At 64.7% G+C, this 18,975-nt stretch carries 17 protein-coding genes; 8 read left to right on the top strand and 9 right to left on the bottom strand.

All coding sequences use genetic code 11. From position 1 onward, the window contains the following. The first annotated feature begins 92 nt into the window (after nt 1-92). Nucleotides 93-860 carry a class I SAM-dependent methyltransferase gene (locus AB7531_RS25325; RefSeq protein ID WP_063983649.1) on the top strand — a complete coding sequence of 256 codons (768 nt, stop codon included), beginning with the start codon at nt 93-95 and terminating at the stop codon, nt 858-860. Nucleotides 861-1,184: 324 nt separating this feature from the next. Here AB7531_RS25325 and AB7531_RS25320 read toward each other — a convergent pair whose 3' ends face one another. After that, nucleotides 1,185-2,663 (bottom strand): protein adenylyltransferase SelO, encoded by a 1,479-nt coding sequence (locus AB7531_RS25320; protein WP_063983648.1) that lies wholly within the window; start codon nt 2,661-2,663, stop codon nt 1,185-1,187. A gap of 197 nt (nt 2,664-2,860) precedes the next feature. Here AB7531_RS25320 and aspS point away from each other — a divergent pair, with 197 nt between their 5' ends. After that, nucleotides 2,861-4,633, top strand: coding sequence for an aspartate--tRNA ligase (aspS, locus tag AB7531_RS25315; RefSeq protein WP_063983647.1), 1,773 nt, complete (start codon nt 2,861-2,863; stop codon nt 4,631-4,633). Nucleotides 4,634-4,804: 171 nt separating this feature from the next. Here the strand turns inward: aspS and AB7531_RS25310 are convergent, their stop codons facing one another. Continuing rightward, nucleotides 4,805-6,775: a hypothetical protein gene (locus AB7531_RS25310; RefSeq protein WP_231144908.1), complete on the bottom strand. Its 1,971-nt coding sequence runs from the start codon at nt 6,773-6,775 to the stop codon at nt 4,805-4,807. 246 nt (nt 6,776-7,021) lie between these two features. Here AB7531_RS25310 and AB7531_RS25305 point away from each other — a divergent pair, with 246 nt between their 5' ends. Together AB7531_RS25305 and AB7531_RS25300 are read left to right on the top strand one after the other, a co-directional pair. Next, nucleotides 7,022-9,331, top strand: a complete 2,310-nt coding sequence (locus tag AB7531_RS25305) for an NADP-dependent malic enzyme (RefSeq protein WP_063983646.1) — start codon at nt 7,022-7,024, stop codon at nt 9,329-9,331. A 347-nt stretch (nt 9,332-9,678) separates the two neighbouring features. Beyond that, complete coding sequence (locus AB7531_RS25300) at nt 9,679-10,131, top strand: DoxX family protein (protein ID WP_063983645.1); 453 nt, start codon at nt 9,679-9,681, stop codon at nt 10,129-10,131. Between the two features lie 182 nt (nt 10,132-10,313). On the opposite strand, the gene AB7531_RS25295 is transcribed toward AB7531_RS25300, so the two are convergent. From AB7531_RS25295 to AB7531_RS25280, 4 genes are all read right to left on the bottom strand, one after another. Continuing rightward, nucleotides 10,314-10,865 carry a hypothetical protein gene (locus tag AB7531_RS25295; protein ID WP_063983644.1) on the bottom strand — a complete coding sequence of 184 codons (552 nt, stop codon included), beginning with the start codon at nt 10,863-10,865 and terminating at the stop codon, nt 10,314-10,316. Nucleotides 10,866-10,872: 7 nt separating this feature from the next. Next, on the bottom strand, nt 10,873-11,886 hold the full coding sequence (locus AB7531_RS25290) for a polysaccharide deacetylase family protein (RefSeq protein WP_028147793.1): 1,014 nt from the start codon (nt 11,884-11,886) through the stop codon (nt 10,873-10,875). A gap of 166 nt (nt 11,887-12,052) precedes the next feature. After that, nucleotides 12,053-12,619, bottom strand: a complete 567-nt coding sequence (locus AB7531_RS25285) for a glutathione peroxidase (RefSeq protein ID WP_063983643.1) — start codon at nt 12,617-12,619, stop codon at nt 12,053-12,055. 110 nt (nt 12,620-12,729) lie between these two features. Continuing rightward, a complete protein-coding gene (locus AB7531_RS25280; RefSeq protein ID WP_063983642.1) occupies nt 12,730-14,349 on the bottom strand; it encodes a L,D-transpeptidase in 1,620 nt (539 codons plus the stop codon). A gap of 208 nt (nt 14,350-14,557) precedes the next feature. Between AB7531_RS25280 and AB7531_RS25275 the strand changes: the two genes are divergently transcribed. Beyond that, nucleotides 14,558-15,106, top strand: a complete 549-nt coding sequence (locus AB7531_RS25275; protein WP_028157500.1) for a CreA family protein — start codon at nt 14,558-14,560, stop codon at nt 15,104-15,106. A 55-nt stretch (nt 15,107-15,161) separates the two neighbouring features. Here the strand turns inward: AB7531_RS25275 and AB7531_RS25270 are convergent, their stop codons facing one another. Further along, a complete protein-coding gene (locus AB7531_RS25270; protein WP_063986413.1) occupies nt 15,162-15,362 on the bottom strand; it encodes a hypothetical protein in 201 nt (66 codons plus the stop codon). Between the two features lie 413 nt (nt 15,363-15,775). Here AB7531_RS25270 and AB7531_RS25265 point away from each other — a divergent pair, with 413 nt between their 5' ends. Then, entirely contained in the window at nt 15,776-15,940 is a 165-nt protein-coding gene (locus AB7531_RS25265; RefSeq protein ID WP_166096179.1) for a hypothetical protein, read from the top strand. A 59-nt stretch (nt 15,941-15,999) separates the two neighbouring features. Further along, nucleotides 16,000-16,365 (top strand): hypothetical protein, encoded by a 366-nt coding sequence (locus AB7531_RS25260; RefSeq protein ID WP_063983641.1) that lies wholly within the window; start codon nt 16,000-16,002, stop codon nt 16,363-16,365. A 3-nt stretch (nt 16,366-16,368) separates the two neighbouring features. Here the strand turns inward: AB7531_RS25260 and AB7531_RS25255 are convergent, their stop codons facing one another. Beyond that, nucleotides 16,369-16,614, bottom strand: a complete 246-nt coding sequence (locus tag AB7531_RS25255) for a DUF6719 family protein (protein WP_063983640.1) — start codon at nt 16,612-16,614, stop codon at nt 16,369-16,371. A gap of 83 nt (nt 16,615-16,697) precedes the next feature. Next, the gene (pdxR, locus tag AB7531_RS25250; RefSeq protein ID WP_063983639.1) at nt 16,698-18,170 is read right to left on the bottom strand and encodes a MocR-like pyridoxine biosynthesis transcription factor PdxR; all 1,473 of its coding nucleotides are present in this window, start codon (nt 18,168-18,170) and stop codon (nt 16,698-16,700) included. 75 nt (nt 18,171-18,245) lie between these two features. Here pdxR and AB7531_RS25245 point away from each other — a divergent pair, with 75 nt between their 5' ends. Beyond that, the gene (locus AB7531_RS25245; protein WP_063983638.1) at nt 18,246-18,971 is read left to right on the top strand and encodes a pyridoxamine 5'-phosphate oxidase family protein; all 726 of its coding nucleotides are present in this window, start codon (nt 18,246-18,248) and stop codon (nt 18,969-18,971) included. Nucleotides 18,972-18,975 lie beyond the last annotated feature (4 nt).

The following is an 18,975-nucleotide window of genomic DNA, read 5'->3' as shown; positions in this document are numbered from 1 at the left end:
CTGGCTGTCAGGGTGGCCCGCTAACAGTGCGCCGCCATGTCTTTACACCGATGGGTTGCAGAAGGTATAGAGCTGCCGTTGGAGCCAGGAAAATGGAACGCTCGCCTAGAGATTGCTGTGCCCTTTGCGGCAACACTGAATTTCATCCAAAACTGACGATCAGCCGCAGGGGTGATGACTTCTCTATCGTACAGTGCGGCGGCTGCGAGCATGTCTTCGTTGCTGATCCGCCGGCGGACACAGCCAACCACGTCGAGATCGAGAAGATCGACTGGGCGTTCCGGCCACGACATCACCAGATCAGGCGGCTAATCCTCGCGCACCTCAAGTCCGGTCAACGGGTACTCGAGATCGGCTGCGGGCGTGGCGAGGTCGGTTACCTGTTGCGCGACGATCCCGTAGTCTATCAGGGCTACGAGCCGGCACGCGGGCTTTCCGACTTTGGTATCCGTGCCGGCGTACCGATAATTCAAGAAATTTACCGCGGCGGCGATACGGCCGATGCGATCGTGATTGACAACGTCATCGAGCACGTCGCCGAGCCGCGACAGATGGTTGAAGTGGCGGCGAGGTCATTGCGGCCCGGCGGCCTCGTGATCGTCATCACCCCAAATGTGCATGACGTGCGGGCGATTTTCCCGCAGTTTCGAAAACGGCATCTGTGGATCCCGCCAGATCACATCAATTACTTCTCGGCGCGGGATATCGATTTCATTTTCACAGCAGCCAACCTGCCGCGGCCGCAACGCTTCCGGTTCTTCCCACTCAGCCTAAAGGATTATCGCTTCTTCCCGCGCGCATTTTCCGAAACGCTTGGCCTATCGATCTTCGGTCACAACGTGTTTGCGATCAGGGATTGAAATTCCTTTAAGGAAAAATGTTGCTGCTGACGTTCGATCCGCCCGAGGATTGATCGTTGCAACGGTCCACGTGAAATCCGGAGCTGGTGTTTCCAATGTTGGTGTTCGGGGTGGTGAGGACGTCATCAACAGCATAGCCAGGACACGGCATCGCTATGCTGGCTTGCGTCACGGCGCCGTCAGAAACCCTCGCCTTACCTGAGCTGCTCTGCCCCGAACCGCCGGTCAGAGGGACGCCGTTGTTGGTCGTACCGCGACTTGATCGCTTCCATCCCTTCTTCGTTCAGAGTAGGGAGCTGGGTAATTTTGCACTCCAGATCAGGTTCACGTCCCGCAGAACGTCTGCAGCACCCGCTGGTCCGGCAGCGGCGGATCGGCGTAGGCGGCATAGTCCGGCTGCTCCTCGAACGGCTTGGCCAGCACCTTCACCAGCTCCTCGAACGGCGCGTAGTCGTCGTTGTTTACCGCGGCCTGGATCACGGCCTCGACGCGGTGGTTGCGGGGGATGAAGATCGGATTGGCGGCGTGCATGGCGGCTTGCCGCTCGGCTGCGGCCTGCGGCTCCAGCGCGGTGCGCTCGCGCCAGCGTCTGGCCCAGTCGTCGAGGGCTGAGGGGTCCATGAACTGCGCGCGGACGTCGGCCGCGGCGGCCTCGTCGCCTGCGGCGTCACCGAGCTTGCGGAAGGTGAGGGTGAAGTCGGCCTGGTTCTTGGCCATGGCATCCAGCAGGTCCTGGATCAGCGCCTCGTCGCCGTCGCGTTCCGTGAACAGGCCGACCTTCTTGCGCAGGCCTGCTTGATAGGCGTTGCTGAAGGTCTCGGCGAAGGCGCCGAGAATGTCCTGGGCTTCCGCGACCGCCTTCTCCTGATCATCGGAGAACAGCGGCAGCAGGCATTCGGCGAGCCGGGTCAGATTCCACAGCGCGATGCGCGGCTGGTTGGCATAGGCATAGCGGCCCATCTCGTCGATCGACGAAAACACCTGCGCGGGGTTGTAGGCATCCATGAAGGCGCAGGGGCCGTAATCGATGGTCTCGCCCGAGATCGAAGAGTTGTCGGTGTTCATCACGCCGTGGATGAAGCCGACCAGCAGCCAGCGCGCGATGAGATCGGCCTGACGCGCGACGACGCCGGCGAGCAGGGCGTGATAGGGGCGCTCTGCCTGGAGCAGATCCGGATAGTGGCGGGCGATGACGTGGTCGGCGAGCCGGCGGATCGCGCCGGTGTCGCGGCGGACGGCGAAGAACTGGAAGGTGCCGACGCGGATGTGGCTCGCGGCGACGCGCGTCAGCACCGCGCCGGGCAGCGCGGTCTCGCGGATGACGTGCTCGCCGGTGACGACCGCGGCGAGCGAGCGCGTGGTCGGGATGCCGAGCGCGAACATGGCTTCGCTGACGATGTATTCACGCAGCACCGGACCCAACGCAGCACGGCCGTCGCCGCGGCGGGAGAACGGGGTGGGACCCGAGCCCTTGAGCTGGATGTCGCGGCGGATGCCGTCTCTGTCGATGACCTCGCCGAGCAGGATGGCGCGGCCGTCGCCGAGCTGGGGCACGAATTGCCCGAACTGGTGGCCGGCATAGGCCATGGCGATTGGGTCGGCGCCAGCGGGAACCGTTTTCCCGGCCAGGATTTCGGCACCCTCAGGGGTCTCCAGCAGGTCAGGGTCGAGCCCGAGCTGGACCGCCAGCGGCCGGTTCAGCTTGATCAGCCGGGGGGCGGCCACAGGGGTCGGCGCGACCCGGGCAAAGAAGCTGTTCGGCAGTGCCGAATACGAGTTCTGGAAGGGGAAATGGACGGTCATGGAGGTAAAGATAGGCGGGGAACGCCTGATGGCAAAGGCTTGAGGCCCAATCGGCCAAAAATGGGCGCTTCGGCCCCAAAACAGCCCGTTCCCTTGGTTGCCGCCCCCGGTCTCGTCGGGTAAACCCTGCCGCAACTTCGGACCGGTCGTTTCAGGCCGTCCGATTCGACCCCTCCGACATTGATTTTGGGACGACCATGCATCGCTACCGGTCACATACATGCGGCGCGCTCCGCGAGAGCAACATCGGCGAAACAGTTCGCCTCTCGGGCTGGGTCCATCGCGTTCGCGACCATGGCGGCGTGCTGTTCATCGACCTGCGCGACCATTACGGCCTGACCCAGTGCGTGGTCGATCCGGACTCGCCGGCGTTCGCGCTGGCCGAAAAGCTGCGCTCGGAATTCGTGGTCAAGATGGACGGCAAGGTCCGCCGCCGCCCCGAGGGGACAGACAATGACGATCTGCCGACCGGCAAGATCGAGATCTATGTCAGCGAGATCGAGGTGCTCGGTCCGGCCGGCGACCTGCCGCTGCCGGTGTTCGGCGATCAGGAATATCCCGAAGACATCCGCCTGAAGTATCGCTTCCTCGATTTGCGCCGCGAGAAGCTGCACCAGAACATCATGACGCGCGTCGACATCATCAAGTCGATGCGTCGGCGCATGGAGGGGCAGGGGTTCTTCGAGTTCAACACCCCGATCCTGACTGCGTCCTCGCCGGAAGGTGCGCGCGACTTCCTGGTGCCGTCGCGCATCCATCCCGGCAAGTTCTACGCGCTGCCGCAGGCGCCGCAGCAGTACAAGCAGCTGCTGATGATGTCGGGCTTCGACCGCTACTTCCAGATCGCGCCCTGCTTCCGCGACGAGGACCCGCGTGCCGACCGTCTGCCGGGTGAGTTCTACCAGCTCGACGTCGAGATGAGCTTTGTCACGCAGGAAGACGTCTTCGCGGCGATGGAGCCCGTGATCACCGGCGTGTTCGAGGAGTTCGCCAAGGGCAAGCCGGTGAGCAAGAACTGGCGCCGCATCCCGTTCGCCGAAGCGCTGCGCAAATACGGCAGCGACAAGCCGGACCTGCGCAACCCGATCGAGATGCAGGACGTCTCCGAGCATTTCCGCGGCTCCGGCTTCAAGGTCTTTGCGCGCATGCTCGAAGACCCCAAGAACCAGGTTTGGGCGATCCCGGCGCCAGGCGGCGGCTCACGCGCTTTCTGCGACCGCATGAACTCGTGGGCGCAGGGTGAAGGCCAACCCGGTCTCGGCTACATCATGTGGCGCGAGGGCGGCGAGGGCGCTGGCCCGCTTGCCAACAACATCGGGCCTGAGCGCACCGCTGCGATCCGCGCGCAGATCGGCGTCAAGGAAGGCGATGCCGCCTTCTTCGTCGCCGGCGACCCCGACAAGTTCTGGAAATTCTCCGGTCTCGCCCGCAACAAGGTCGGCGAGGAACTGAACCTCACCGACAAGGAGCGGTTCGAACTCGCCTGGATCGTCGACTTCCCGATGTACGAGTACAACGAGGACGACAAGAAGGTCGACTTCTCGCACAACCCGTTCTCGATGCCGCAGGGCGGTCTCGACGCGTTGAAGGGCCAGGACCCGCTGACCATCAAGGCGTTCCAGTACGACATCACCTGCAACGGCTACGAGATCGCTTCGGGCGGCATCCGCAACCACGTGCCGGAAGCGATGGTGAAGGCGTTCGAGATCGCAGGTTACGGCGAGCAGGAAGTGGTCGACCGCTTCGGCGGCATGTACCGCGCCTTCCAGTACGGCGCGCCGCCGCATGGCGGCATGGCCGCGGGTGTCGACCGCATCGTAATGCTTCTGTGCGGCACCAACAATCTGCGCGAGATCTCGCTGTTCCCGATGAACCAGCAGGCCATGGATCTGCTGATGGGCGCCCCGTCGGAACCCAGCACCAAGCAGCTCCGCGAGCTGCATGTGCGGGTGAACCTGCCGCAGAAGTGATCCCTCTTCGCCTCTCCCCGCGTGCGGGGAGAGGCCGCATCGCATCGAAGATGCGAGGCGGGTGAGGGGGACTCTCCACGAGTCACTTTGTTACCTTCTTCGCGGAAGCAGCTCCTCACCCCAACCCTCTCCCCGTAAGAACGGGGCGAGGGAGCGCACCACCGCTCGCCCCTACAGCCCCGTCGACGCCTCGATCCTGAACTGCGCCAGCGCGACGATCGGCTCGCTGTTCAGTGCGTCCATGAGCTGAAGCACGGGCAGCTTGCCGAGCGGCGTCAGCTTGATGGTGAGCGTCTGACCTGAGGTCTCGACGAAGCCGGCGAGTGCATCGACCGCCGCTTTGGCATCGAGATTGGCGGCCATGACCTTCTCGCCCTGCGCCCGGATCATCTCGGCGATGGCGCTGCGGGCGGCGTCGCGGCTGACATTCTGCATGCGCGAGAACTGCGCCACGACGAGATCGACGACGCCGCTGTCGCGCAGGGAGAGCTCGATCGCGCCGGTCTCGATCTGCGCCGCCTGGCCCATGGCCTGCGCCGGATCGGTCGTGAACAGGCCGCGCGGCACGTTGGCGAGCGCGAAGCGGGCCTGAGCTTTGGCAAGGTTGCCGAGATCGATCGTGGCAGGCGCGAGCGCAAACGCGCCCGAGGACTCCGTCCAGGCGGCACCGAGATCGAGGTCGATCGCGAGCTTGTCCACGCCCGCCATGATCAGCGGCCGCTGCGCCGGATTGGAGGGATCGGTCGGCGTGACCATCTTCACGACCAGATTGGCCTTGCTCGGGATCGATCCGACCAGCTGGCCCCAGTTGAGGCTGATCGTGTCGATGGTGACGAGCTGCCGCGTGTTCTTGTAGGGCGAGACCACGCCCTTGATCTCGGCGCCTTCGAGCACCCGGAACAAGCCCAGCATCTGGTCGGGCGAGGGCGCCTGCCCGGGATTGCTAAGGCCAGCGGCCCAGCGCATCAGGTTCGTAATGCTGAACGATTTGAGCGCGAAGCGCTCCATCTTGAACTGCCCTTGCGGCGACGGCGTATCGACGCCCTCGACGGCGAACTCGCCCTCGCGGTACCTGACCGCATTGATCTTGGCTGTTCCCTGCGGCGTCCCGATCGACGTCTTGCCCATCTCGGCCTTGCCGATGCGAACACCCTCGTAGACCCCGGCGAGCTTCTCCAGCAGCTCGCGCGCCTGCGCCGGCGTCTGGGGCGCCGATTGATCCTGCGGCAGCGCGGCGAGCACGTCGGCCAGCCGGAATTTCGACGGCTGCACGGCGATGTCCTCGATGGCGAAGCCGTCGATATCGACGCGAATCGCCTGTGCCGATTTGAGCGTGTACGGGCCTGCCGAGACTTGCCGGTAGACCCGGCGATAGTTGTCGTCGCCGCTCGTCTGCGGATCGAGCGCCGCGAGGATCGCGGTGGCATCGAAATCGTTGACGATGATGTTCGACAGCTCGCCTGTCAGCTTGTCCGGCTTGCCTGGCTGCTTCACCTCGACCGAGATGACGGCGCGGTCGGCCTTCATCGCATCGATCTTGCCGTGCTTGAGGTTCTGGATCGCCAGCCCGGTATAGGTGAACTCGCCGCTGCCGGCGGCAGCGTTGCCGGAATCGAAGCTCATCGTCAGTGTCGGGGCCGTAAGCGACGAGGCCGTGACGCCCGTGTACTGGCTGAGCGCATAGCGGTACATCTCGATCAGGGAGTTGTCCGCTGGCGCAGCCGCGGCGTGAACGGGACCGGCGTAGTCGCGCATCGTCAATTGCGGGATCTTGTAGGAGACTTTCAGTTTTGCCGGGGGAGCCTGGTCCAGTGCGACCTCAACACCGGTGATGTCGATGCTGTCGGCCGAAAACCTGATATCGTCGACCAGGCAAACACCCGTCCCTTTGATGCCGGCGATCTTGATCTGCGCCTGCGGCAGGTTGCCGGGAGTGACCGCGATATCCTCGATCGTCAGCGTCCGGGTCGCGAGCTCGAACGTGATCTTGCCGTGGCTCGCCTTGCCGCCCTGTTGGCGCATCTGCTCGAACGCCGCCTCGACCTCGCTGGTCGCGCGGTGCTGGGCATAGAAGTTGAAGCCGAACCATCCGCCCGCGGCAAGCACGGCTGCCACGATCAGGCCGATCAGGATCCGCTTCATTCCCAGCTCCAGTTGCCCGTTTTGCACTGCGCAACCTGCCATATTCGGGAAATGCCGCGCGGTCTAGGGAAAGCTAGCGCTATCAGGTATTTGACCATGCGCCCTGTTGATGGGGCCGTAATCGGATGTTGCCACCGGGGCGCCCGCCGTGCTTCATCCCGTTTCCATGACCCGGAAATACCGTCCGCTTGGGCGACGGCTCCGGATGAGGCATTTTGAAGCCGGTAACGCGAGGCGAGACACCGCATGTCGTCTTATTCTGATGATCTCCACCAGGCGGCGCTGGCCTATCACCGTCTGCCGCGCCCCGGAAAGCTCGAGATCCAGGCGAGCAAGCCGCTCGCCAACCAGCGCGACCTCGCGCTTGCCTATTCTCCGGGCGTTGCTGCCGCCTGCACCGAGATCGCCAAGAACCCGGCGGAGGCCGCCACGCTCACCACCCGCGCCAATCTGGTCGCGGTGGTCTCCAACGGCACCGCGGTGCTCGGCCTCGGCAATATCGGCCCGCTGGCCTCCAAGCCGGTGATGGAGGGCAAGGCGGTCCTGTTCAAGAAGTTCGCCGGTATCGACGTGTTCGACATCGAGATCGCCGCCGACACCATCGAGCGCGTGGTCGAGACCGTGGCGGCGCTCGAGCCGACCTTCGGCGGCATCAATCTCGAGGACATCCGCGGACCGGAATGCTTCGAGATCGAGGCGCAGCTGAAGGAGCGCATGAAGATCCCGGTCTTTCATGACGACCAGCACGGCACCGCCATCATCGTCGCCGCCGCCATCACCAATGGTCTCAGGCTGAACGGCAAGAAGCTGTCCGACGTCAAGATCGTCGCGTCGGGGGCAGGGGCCGCCGCGATCGCGACGCTCAACCTTCTGGTGTCGATGGGCGCGCAGCGCAAGAACATCTGGGTCTGCGACATCGACGGTCTCGTGCATGAAGGCCGCAACACCACGATGGACCGCTGGAAGGCGGTCTACGCGCAGAAGACCGACAAGCGCACGCTGGGCGACGTCATCGGCGGCGCCGACATCTTCATCGGGCTGTCGGCACCAGGGGTGCTCAAGCCGGAGATGGCCAAGGCGATGGGCGACAAGCCCCTGATTATGGCGCTCGCCAATCCGACCCCGGAGATCATGCCGGAGGAGGCGCGGAAGGTGCGCCCCGACGCCATGATCTGCACCGGCCGCTCCGACTATCCGAACCAGGTCAACAACGTCCTCTGCTTCCCCTTCATCTTCCGCGGCGCGCTCGACGTCGGCGCCAGCGCCATCAACGAGGAGATGAAGCACGCCGCCGTCGAGGCCATCGCGCAGCTCGCGCGCGAGGCGCCGTCGGATGCGGTCGCGCAGGGCTTTGACACCGGCGAAACGCAGGGCTTTGGCCCCGGCTCGCTGATCCCGAGCCCCTTTGATCCCAGGTTGATTCTGCGCATCGCGCCCGCCGTCGCCAAGGCGGCGATGGAGTCGGGCGTCGCGACGCGCCCCATCACCAACTTTGACGAATACACCGCGCTGCTCGAGCGCTTCGCCTTCCGCTCCGGCCTCGTCATGAAGCCGATGTTCGCCAAGGCCAAGACCCAGCCGGTGCGCGTGATCTACGCCGAAGGCGAGGACGAGCGCGTGCTGCGCGCCACGCAAGTGGTGCTGGAGGAGAAGCTGGCGACGCCGATCCTGGTCGGGCGTCCGTCGGTCGTCGAGGCGCGCATCAAGCGCTTCGGCCTGTCGATCAAGGCAGGCAAGGATTTCGACCTCGTCAATCCCGAAGACGATCCGCGCTATCGCTCCTATGTGCAATCCTATGTCGAGGTCGCCGGCCGCCGCGGCGTGACGCCGGATGCGGCGCGCACGGTGGTGCGCACCAACAACACGGTGATCGCCGCGCTCGCGGTCATGCGCGGCGAGGCGGATGCCATGCTCTGCGGCGTCGAAGGCCGCTACATGCACCACCTCCGCCATGTCCGCGAGATCATCGGCTTCTCCGCGGGGATCATCGACTATGCGGCGCTGGCGCTGCTGATCACCAGCAAGGGCGCCTTCTTCATCGCCGACACCCAAGTTCGGCCCAATCCGAGCGCCGAGGAGCTCGCCGAGATCGCCTCGCTGGCGGCGGTCCACGTCCAGCGCTTCAACATCAAGCCGAAGATCGCCTTCGTCTCGCACTCGGATTTCGGCAGCTACGACACCGAATCCTCGCGCAAGATGCGCCGAGCGACCCAGCTGTTGAAGGAGAAGCATCCGGAGATCGAGGCCGACGGCGAGATGCAGGGCGACACGGCACTTTCAGCTGCTGCGCGGAAAATGGTGCTGCCGCACTCCAAGCTGGAGGGCGAGGCCAACATCATGATCATGCCGAGCCTCGACACCGCCAACGTCGCCTATCAGATGATCAAGTCGCTGGCGGATGCGCTCCCCGTCGGCCCGATCCTGATCGGCCCGGCGCGCCCCGCCCATATCCTCACGCCCTCGGTGACCGCGCGCGGCATCCTAAACATGACGGCCGTTGCGGTCGTGGAAGCGCAGGAGCGCGCTGCACGGCAGCAGCCGACGTTGTTTACGTAAGATGCCGTCTTACCCTCTCCCCCTGTGGGAGAGGGTGGATCGCGGCGTTAGCGGCGAGACGGGTGAGGGGCTCTATCCACGAGTCCCACCGCTATTGAGCTCGCGGAGATACCCCTCATCCGGCGCCATAGCCGAAGCTTCGCTTCGGCGTTCTTAAGAACGGCGGCCGCAGGCCGCCTATGCCACCTTCTCCCGCAAGGGGAGAAGGCGCACCGCCCGCGTCGCCAACTTTGAATTGCTCGCAGTTCGCCATTTCCCCGTTTGTAAACCGGCGCACGACTCTTCATAATCGCCCGGTGCTCTCGTCAAGACGCCTTTTTCAAAAAGCCTGAGCCAAGAGGCCGATCATGCCAGCGTTCGTGACTTTCGGGCGAATCCTGTTCGCCGTGCTGTTCATCTACACGGGCGCGACCAAGTTCTTTCCCCTCCAGGCGACGGCCGATTTCATCGCCACCAAGGTGGTGGTGCCGGAAGTCATAGAGTCCTACACCAAGCAGATCGAGACGGCGACCGCCATGACCACGCCGCAACTGCTGGCGATCGCGGGCGGCGGGCTTGAGATCATTGCAGGCCTGATGATTGCGCTGAACTTCGGCGCGCGCTTTTTCGCATTGCTCATGATCATCTACATCGCGGTTTCGACCGTCCTGTTCTCCGATTTCTGGAATCAGGCCGCGCCCGACAACGCCAGGATGGTGGTCGATGCGCTGAAGAATCTCTCGATCATCGGCGCGCTGTTCATGATCATGGGCTACGGCCGCGCTACGCGCTCAGCCGAGACGGCCTACGGCGACGTGTAAAGCGAGTTGATGGCTCGTCCGACAGCATCTCCACCCGCGCCGAATATCGCGTCACTCATCTCGGGGCGCGAGACGATCTGGCGTCTGATTTCATGACCAGCCTGAGCGCGGGCGGCACGGTGCACACGCTGCGCGGCGTGCTGGCCTATCACCTTCCGACGCCGTAGCGCAGATCGCCTGCGCTAGACTCGACGCCACGGCGTCACCGTGACGTCATGCGCCGCGTCGAGCAGATACGGCGCCCCCGGCTTCATCCCGTGTGACGCCAGCACCTCATGCGGCGTCCGCTCCGGCACGCCGACAAAGCAGCCTTCGCCGCCGGGCAACCGCACATGCGGTGCTTCCGACAGCCAGAACGTGTCGTAGCGGTCCATGAACATGTCGAACACGACGGGGCCGCCGATGATTGCGACCGTGCCGGAGGCGACATCGGCGAAAGCGCAGGCCTCCTCGAAGCTCGCATGCTCGGGATTCCACAGCGTCGCGTTCGGCATCTCCGGGTCGACGGTGAGTGCCTTGATCTTGCGGGTGAGGATCAGCCGCTTGCGCTTCGGCGAATTCTGCTGCTGCTCGTGCGAGTGTCCGCCGTGCACGACGACCGCGGCTCGATCGAGCGCTTGCTCGAAAAAGCGCTTGTCGCCTTCGAACACCAACGTTGAGGGCATGATGTGCGACGGATCGGCAAGCATGCCGTCCGCCGATATGATGACGTAACCCTCAAACCGGAAAGACAATTGCGGTCTATTCCGAGACCGTCGTCACGACGGAATTGACCGGGCGCGTGCTCACCGTCGGCAGCTTGACGTCCTTGAGCAGCTCCTGGTCGTATTCGGGCAGCGTCGAGGCCGGGAACTTGGCGCGCATCGCCACGACCTTGTAGCCGCCGGCCTTCAGGCGCTTGAGCAGCTCGGGCAGGGCTTCCGCCGTGTGCTTCTGGAAGTCGTGCATCAGGATGATGCCCTTGCCCTTGGTGTCGAGCTTCTTCATCACGGTCTCGATCACCTTCTCGGGCTTCGACGCCTTGAAGTCGAACGAGTCGATGTCGCAGGAGAAGATCGCGACGTTGCGGTTGCCGAGATAGGTGACCATCTCCGGCGGGTGCTGGAGCGCCGGGAAGCGGAAGAACGGCGAGGGCGAGATGCCGCCGAGCGCCCACTTCACCGCCGAGAAACCCTTCTCAATCTCTTCCTTGCGCTGCGCTTCCGTGAGCTTCTTGTTGTTGAGGTTGGCGTGCGACCAGGTGTGGGCGCCGACAGTGTGGCCGGCCGCATAGACCTGCTTCAGGATCTCCGGCTCATAGGTCGCGTGCTTGCCGATCGAGAAGAAGATGCCGGTGGTGCATTCGTCGGCGAGTGCCTTCAGCACCGCGGGCGTGTTCTTCGGCCAGGGGCCGTCGTCGAAGGTCAGCACGACCTCCTTGTCGCGCAGGAAGTCGAGCTCCTTGAAATGCTCGAAGCCGAAGCCCGGACCACCCGTGGTGTCGATCTCGACGGTGCGGGCGACGCCGAGCGCGCCGGGCGTGTTGCAGGCCGCGCGGGCGGGCTGGGGCGCCTGTTTCGGCGGGGGCGGGAAGGCCGCTTGCGTCGGCGCAGCGGCTGCCGCCGCGGGAGCGGGCGCCGGTGCCGCGGCGGGGGCTGCAGCCGGTGCCGCCTGGGTGGCGGCTGCGGGCTTTGCGGCCGGGGTCTGCGACCACGCTGCGCCTGCCATCGCAACCGACATCGCGCTTGCCAAAATCAGTCCTGCCGCCACACGCATGGTGTTGTCCTCGAGATTGATCCCGTTGTTCCGCCGCAGCTTTTCGCCTCTGGCAAAACCATCCTGCCCCTTGATCGTCCTAGCCTAGATGGTGGGCCCTCGTCATTGCAACGGCTGTTTGGCACCCCGCCACAATTGTGCCCAACCGGATGCGGGCTTGCGGGTGTCAGCTGTCGGCCAGCGCCTTCGCAATCGCTGTCTTGACCCGCGTGTCCGTCGGATCGACCGCAGACGGATACACCTCGGCAATGTAGCCGTCGCGCCCGATCAGGTATTTGTGGAAGTTCCAGCGCGGAACGTCGCGGGGGCGCGCCTCGGCCGCCCATTTGTAGAACGGATGCGCCTTGGCGCCGACCACCACGGCCTTGGCCGCGATCGGAAAGGTAACGCCGTATTGGTGGTGTGCGGTCTCCGTGATCTCGCTGGTGCCGCCTGGCTCCTGGCCGCCGAAATCATTGGAGGGTACGCCGATCACGGTGAGCCCGCGCTCGCGAAACTCGCTCCAGAGCTCTTGCAGGCCCGCGTATTGTGGAGTGTAGCCGCAGAGCGAAGCGGTGTTGACCACCAGCAGCGGCTTGCCAGTGAACGCGGCAAGGCGGATGTCGTCGCCTGATAATGCAGGGAAGGAGAACGCATAGGCCGAGATCCGGCTCATGCCGCCATCGGCGCGGCTGCGTCCAGCAGACGCGGTCGTCGCGACAAGCGCGGCGAGCATGGTCCTGCGGTTCAGCATGGCAACGTCCCCCGACGTGATCCGGGACGCACCTTACTGCGTCGGCGCGACGCGCCTGGTCAACACCGCGTTATCGGACGCGGCAAGGCGCCACTTCGCTCGAAAGCGCTCTAGTAGAGGCGGACGATGAAGTCGGTGCCTTCGCCGGTCTCGCCCTGGTTGATGCCCTGGTCGGAGACGATGATCGAGCCGCCCGATGTCAGCATCTCGTTGATCTTCGCCATGGTGTCCGCAGGGATCGAGATACGGTCGAGTGCCTCGGCCGGGCTGTCCGGCATGACCACGGGCTTGGCTGTAACGGGCTTGGCGGCGACGGGGATCACGGCGGCGCCACGCTGGCGGAGTGTCACGCGGCTGTCATCTTCGCGCGCGGCGGCGCGGGCGGAGACCGGCAGCGACACCACCGACCAACGCAGCGCGTTGGTGTCGGTCTTGTCCACCTCGGCGGTGAACACGTGCGTGCCGAGCGGCCGGTCGCTCGCAGCGATCGTGACGGGAACCTCGAACAGCGGCGCAAAGTTCTGCCGCACGTAGAGCTTGGAATCCTTGCGGCTGATGAACACCGCGATCTGGCCGGCCCGTTTGGGCGTCTCCGGCTTTGCGGCAGGCGCAGGATCAGCGACGCGGGTCTCGTCCTTCTTTGCGTCGGGCGAGGCGGCGAGCGCAGGCGCGGCAGCGGGCGCATCGGGCTTCTTCGCGGGCTCGGCCGCTTCAGCCTTAGGCGCTTCTGCAGTCTTGGGCGCTTCTGCGGCATCAACGGGCTTTGCGTCGGTGCTTGCGGGCTTGGCGGCTTCTTCCGACTGCGGCTTGACCGGGGCAGATGCCTCGGCGGTCTTTTCAGACTTGGCCTCAACCTTGTCGGGGGGAGCGGCTGCTTCCGCGCGCACCGGTGCATTGCCGGTGGTCACATCCGACATCACGGTATGGCCGAGCGACGAACGCAGCTCGAGCGCGCTCTCCGCGCTGGCGGTCTTCGTCTCTACGGGTTTTGCTTCGCTGACTTTGGTTGGTGCGGCGCCCTTGTCGGCCTTGTCGCCGACATTGGTCTGCGGCTCCAGGCTGGCGGCGGGCTGCGGCGGCACGCGCACCGAGGCGAGCAGGGGATGCGAGAAATTTTGCGGCGACATCTGGCCGGGCGAGACGATCACGCGCGCGCCCATCCTGGTCCAGTTCCACATCTTCACCGCGAACGCCATCGGCATGCGGATGCAACCGTGCGAGGCCGGATAGCCCGGCAGCACGCCGGCATGCATGGCGATGCCGGACCAGGTGATCCGCTGCATGTACGGCATCGGCGCGCCGCTATAGATGTTGGACTGGTGGAATTTGTGCTTCTGGATCACGCTGAACACGCCCATCGGCGTCGAGTGGCCCTTCATGCCTGTCGACACCGGGGATTCTGCGAACACGCCGTTGGTGTCGAAGACCGTCACCTTCTGCCGATCGATCGACACGACGATCACGAGCGGACCTTGCGGCTTGGTGCCGGCTTCCTTCTCGGCGACGACCGCCTTCTTACCAGCCGTACTGCGCTTCTGGGGCTTCTGCCGGGGAATGTCGGGATAGCGCTCCTGCCGGGCGGCGTAGGACCCGTCCGAGTAGTCGCTCCAGTAGTAGAACGCCGCGTCCGCCTGGCTGGTCAAGCCAATCGCACCCGCCGCCGTCAAAATGGCGACCTGCCACAGCCGGGCCGGCCTGGCAGAAAAACTGGCCCCGTTCACGCTATTCATTCCTCGAATCCACAATCCAACTCAGAAATTAGTCTCGCAGAGGGGATACGCGTTCACTAGCACGGCAGTTCTGCCATCAGCGAATTTTGTCCATGACGTAGCAAAAAAGCCTCACGGAGCGGTAAACGGCGGCCGCGACGGCTGCCGGTCGTCTTCCTGACCGGCTGTCGCATGCCTACATTGCCGGGACTTGTTACCGGAGAACTTCATGTCATCTCGTTTCCCCGGTCTTTCCGGCATCCGCTTGAAAGGCCTTGCTTTATTCCTCCTGTTGCTCGCTGTCCCAGCGAGTTCTGCAATCGCCGCCGACGAGCCGGATCTGATCTTCCGCCGCTCGACGGTATTCAAATGGATGAGCCCGAATGACAAGCTCGCGACCTACGGCCTCGACGACCCCGAGGTCGAGGGCGTGGCCTGTCATTTCACGGTGCCGGAGAAGGGCGGCTTCAAGGGCTGGCTCGGCCTTGCCGAGGAGGTCTCGGATATCTCGCTGGCCTGCCGCCAAGTCGGTCCGATCAAGTTCAAGAACAAGATGGAGCAGGGCGACGACATGTTCCGCCAGCGCCGCTCGCTGTTCTTCAAGAAGATGCAGATCGTGCGCGGCTGTGACGCCAAACGCAATGTGCTGGTCTACATGGTCTATTCGGACCGGCTGATCGAGGGCTCGCCGAAGAACTCGACCTCGACGGTACCGGTCATGCCGTGGGGACCGGCTGACGCAAACGTCCAGAAGTGCGGCGAGTTCTTCACTCAGTGACGCGCGTGCGTTCACTCAGTGACGCTCTTGCGTTCACCCAGTGACGCGCTCGCGTTCACTCAGTGACGAGAGTGCGGCTGGCGCGCGGTTTTGCGAGATGCGAGCCGGTCAGCCGCACGAATGCTTGTGGCGCGGCCTCGTGGCCGCGGCCCGACTGCAGCGACATTGCCCCGATTGAAGCGACCCGGCTGGGTTGGTCGGCGCGGTCCGTCCGTAGGTCCGCGTCGCGCGGCGTTGCGCGATCTTGCGCCGTCATGATGGCATCCCTCAACTGAACGCGCCCGGTGGTTCCGGACTTCTCGGTTTCGATGGCTTGAGTCGCAGTCGAATCGCCGCCGGTTCGACGGAACCCAGCCCTCGTTCGGGCTTCTCTTCAGCAGAAAAACGTAAAATGCATGTGAAGTGCGGAAGGCGCGCGTGTGACGGCGCGCAGTGTGGGTCTGCTTCCAAGCACGGACAGAGCCTGCAAGGCCACTTTCAGGCGCGGCGCGACCCATTTGAAAAGACTGGGATTTTCCGCTGAATGTTTCGTCGCCTGGCGCGTGACGAAACAATTCTCACAAAGACGAAACCATTTTCCGCTTTTGGCGCATCACGCGCGAAACGACGCATGGTTATCAGCTTCACAACGACGACGCACCGCCGGCCAAGGAATTGGGACACGAGATCATGCGCACGCTCAGCTTCATCCTTGCCTTCGCTTTCGTGCTCGCCGGCTCTTCGTTCGCGGGGGCGCCGGACGGCAATCTCCCGGGTGTCGGCACCTTCCAGTACAGCGGCTCGCCGGTCACCACCACGGCGCCGCAGCCGATCGTGGTCGCTGCGCGTTTCTGATCGACAGCCAAGAAAATCAAAAGAAAAATCACAAGAAAAACCAGCCGATAAAGGCCATCATGATTGTCCGATTCTGCGCCGCAGCGTTCGTTTCGCTTCTGACGATCAGCGCTGCCCACGCGCAGGTTCGCGCTCCTTCGAGGCTACCGGATCCCCGCAGCGAGTTCATGCGTCAGTGTGCGCCGCGGATGCTCGGGCGCTGGGAGCATCCCGAGGAGGTCTGCGGCTGCCTGCATGATCACGCCGTTGCTGCCGTCGAGGACCGCGATCTGCGCGAGGCGCTGTTGCGCGGCATCAGCGAGACCGGCGTGCCAACGATCGAGACTGATTGGGTGCCCGCGTCCAAGCAGGGCGAGATCGGCTCGACCTTCACCAAGATCGCCAAACCGACCTTGCAGTGCATGTTCGACCCGGCGAAGTCGTAACCATCACTTCGATTTCGGACCGTAGCGCGGCACGCAGGCGATGGTCCGCGCCACGCCCTTGTCGGTCATTCTCGCACCGCGCACTTCCTTGACCTGCCCGGCGGGGCAGGTTCCGTCATCCACTTGCACGCGCTGGCCGAGCTTGAGATCCGTGATGTCCTGTTCACGTCCGACGGTGACGGCATGCGCCGCCGTCGCGAGGGCGACGGAGATCAGCAGCGAGAGGCAGGTCGCGCGGCGCAGCAGCATGATGTGAGGTCCCGGCATCGATGCCGCAATGTAGGGAGCGGCAGGCGATTCTCATAGCGAACGTTTCTCATAGTGAACGTTCGTCACGCCCGCCGGGCCGATTTGCTCCTCGCGCGCAAGGCGCCGCGCGACTCCAGCGCGAGCCGTTCGGCGGAGGCCACGAGTTGCGGAACCGCGTGGCCGGAAAATCCCAGCACGAACCCGGGCAGGGGACGCGTGCGCGAATAGGTGTCGGCCAGCAGCCAGCCTTCTGCGCCCGCGGCCTGCTTCGCCTGCGCCGCGACGGTAAGCTCGACCGACGGATCGAACCGGGCGACGAGGTGCAGCCCTTGCGACGGCACAGGCACCGACAACGCACCGTCGGATGCTGCTTCCAGGGTCTCAGCCAGCGCGTCGCGCGCCTCGCGATAAAGCTTGCGCACGCGCTTCAGGTTGGCGGCGAACGCGCCGGAATTGAGCATGTCGGCCACCGCGCCCTCCATCAGCGTGCCGGGAAAGCGGTCGAGCGCAGCGCGCGCGGCCGTGACGTCCGCGATCAGGCGCTCGGGCAGTGCGCAATAGCCGATGCGCAGGCCGGGAAACAGCGTCTTGGCAAACGTGCCCATGTAGATCACGCGCTGGAGATGATCGATGCCGGCAAGCGACATCAACGGCGCGCCGTCATAGCGGAACTCGCTGTCGTAGTCGTCCTCGAGCACGAAGGCGCCGGCCTGCCTCGCCCAATCCAGCAGCTCCAGCCGTCGCGGCATCGACATCTGCACGCCCAGCGGAAACTGGTGCGACGGCGTCACATAGGCCGCGCGTGCGGACGATGCGGCGGTGCGGCCCTTGGCGACACGTATCCCGTGCTCGTCGACGGGGACGGGCACGGCGCGATAACCGCAATGCGAAATGGTGTTTCGCGCGGCGGGGTAGCCCGGGTCCTCGCACCAGACCTGGTCGTTGGGCTTCAGGATCGCGCTTAGCACGATGCGCAGCGCGTGCAGCGTGCCCGAGGTCAGCATGATCTGATCCGGGTCGCAGCGCAGGCCACGCGCCGACAGCAGGTGATCGGCGATCGCCGCGCGCAGCTCGCGGCTGCCGCGCGGATCGCCATAATGCAGATGCTCGGGCCCGAACGCGCGCATGCGCCGCCCGACGAAGGCACGGAATCGCTGCAGCGCGCGCTCGTCGATATGGGTACAGCCGAGCGAGAATGCGCCCTGTCGCGGCGCTTCGACCACGGCCTTCGGCTTCTTTGGTTCGGCGGCGCGCGCCGGTATCCGCGCTGCAACGAAGGTGCCGGAGCCGACGGTCGCAGCGGCAAAGCCGTCAGCGATCAGCCGTTCATAGGCAGTGACGACGGCGTTGCGGCGGAAGCCGGTCTGCTTGGCCAGCGTCCGCGACGGCGGCAGCGGCTCACCGGGTTTGACGAGGCCAGAGACGATCATGTCGCACAACGCCTGGTACAGCCGGTGCGCCGATGACGCGCCCGCGGTGATATGCGGGCCGGTGAGGTCGAGCGGCAGTTCGGCCTTGGCCGGCGAGGGGGCAAAATTGGTCGGAATTTTTCGCATGGAATTGGCACTATCGCAGACCAAATCCGCGGCTACAACTCTCCTGGAATTGTTCCAATCCCGACAGGAGCGGCCGTGAGCCAAGCTGAAAGCCAAAATTCCTATCCGACGTCAGCGCGCAACCAGGTGAAGCGCCGTCACGACCGCGGCTTCTACGACCACGACACCGTTCACCGCATCCTGGATTCCTCGATGCTCTGCCAGGTCTCCTATGTGATCGACGGCCAGCCCTATTGCACGCCGACCTTCTTCTGGCGCGAAGGAACGAAGCTGTACTGGCATGGCTCGAGCGCCAGCCGCATGCTGCGCAACCAGACCAGGGGCGAGCGCGTCTGCCTGACGGTCGCTCATCTCGACAGCCTCGTGCTGGCGCGTTGCGGCTTCAACCATTCCGCCGACTACCGCGCCGTGATGGCGTTCGGCACTGCCTATCTCGTCACCGATTCCGAGGAGAAGGAGCGGGCGGTGATTGCCATGGTCGATCGCTTCTTCCCGGACCGCACCGCGACCCTGCGTCAGAGCAACACGCAGGAGATCAAGGCGACCTCCTTCATCGCGATGGAGATCGAGGAGGCCTCGGCCAAAGTCCGCGCCAAGGGTGTGGCTGACGACGACGAGGACTACGAATTGCCGATCTATGCCGAGCGCATCCCCGTGCGCACCGTCTTGGGCGCGCCGGAGCCGTGCCCGCGCCTGCTGGATGGTGTAACCCGGCCTGCGACGCTGAATGGCTATTCGGAAGGCCGGCTGCTCGAAGATGCATTGCGGGATGCTTATTTTGTGGAGTACCCGAACGGCTGAAATC

The organism is Bradyrhizobium sp. 63_E2_N1_3 (genome assembly GCF_052076005.1).
Taxonomy (GTDB): domain Bacteria; phylum Pseudomonadota; class Alphaproteobacteria; order Rhizobiales; family Xanthobacteraceae; genus Bradyrhizobium; species Bradyrhizobium barranii.
The sequence above is the reverse complement of the archived record's forward strand: the minus strand, read 5'-3'. Positions and strand labels throughout refer to the sequence as shown.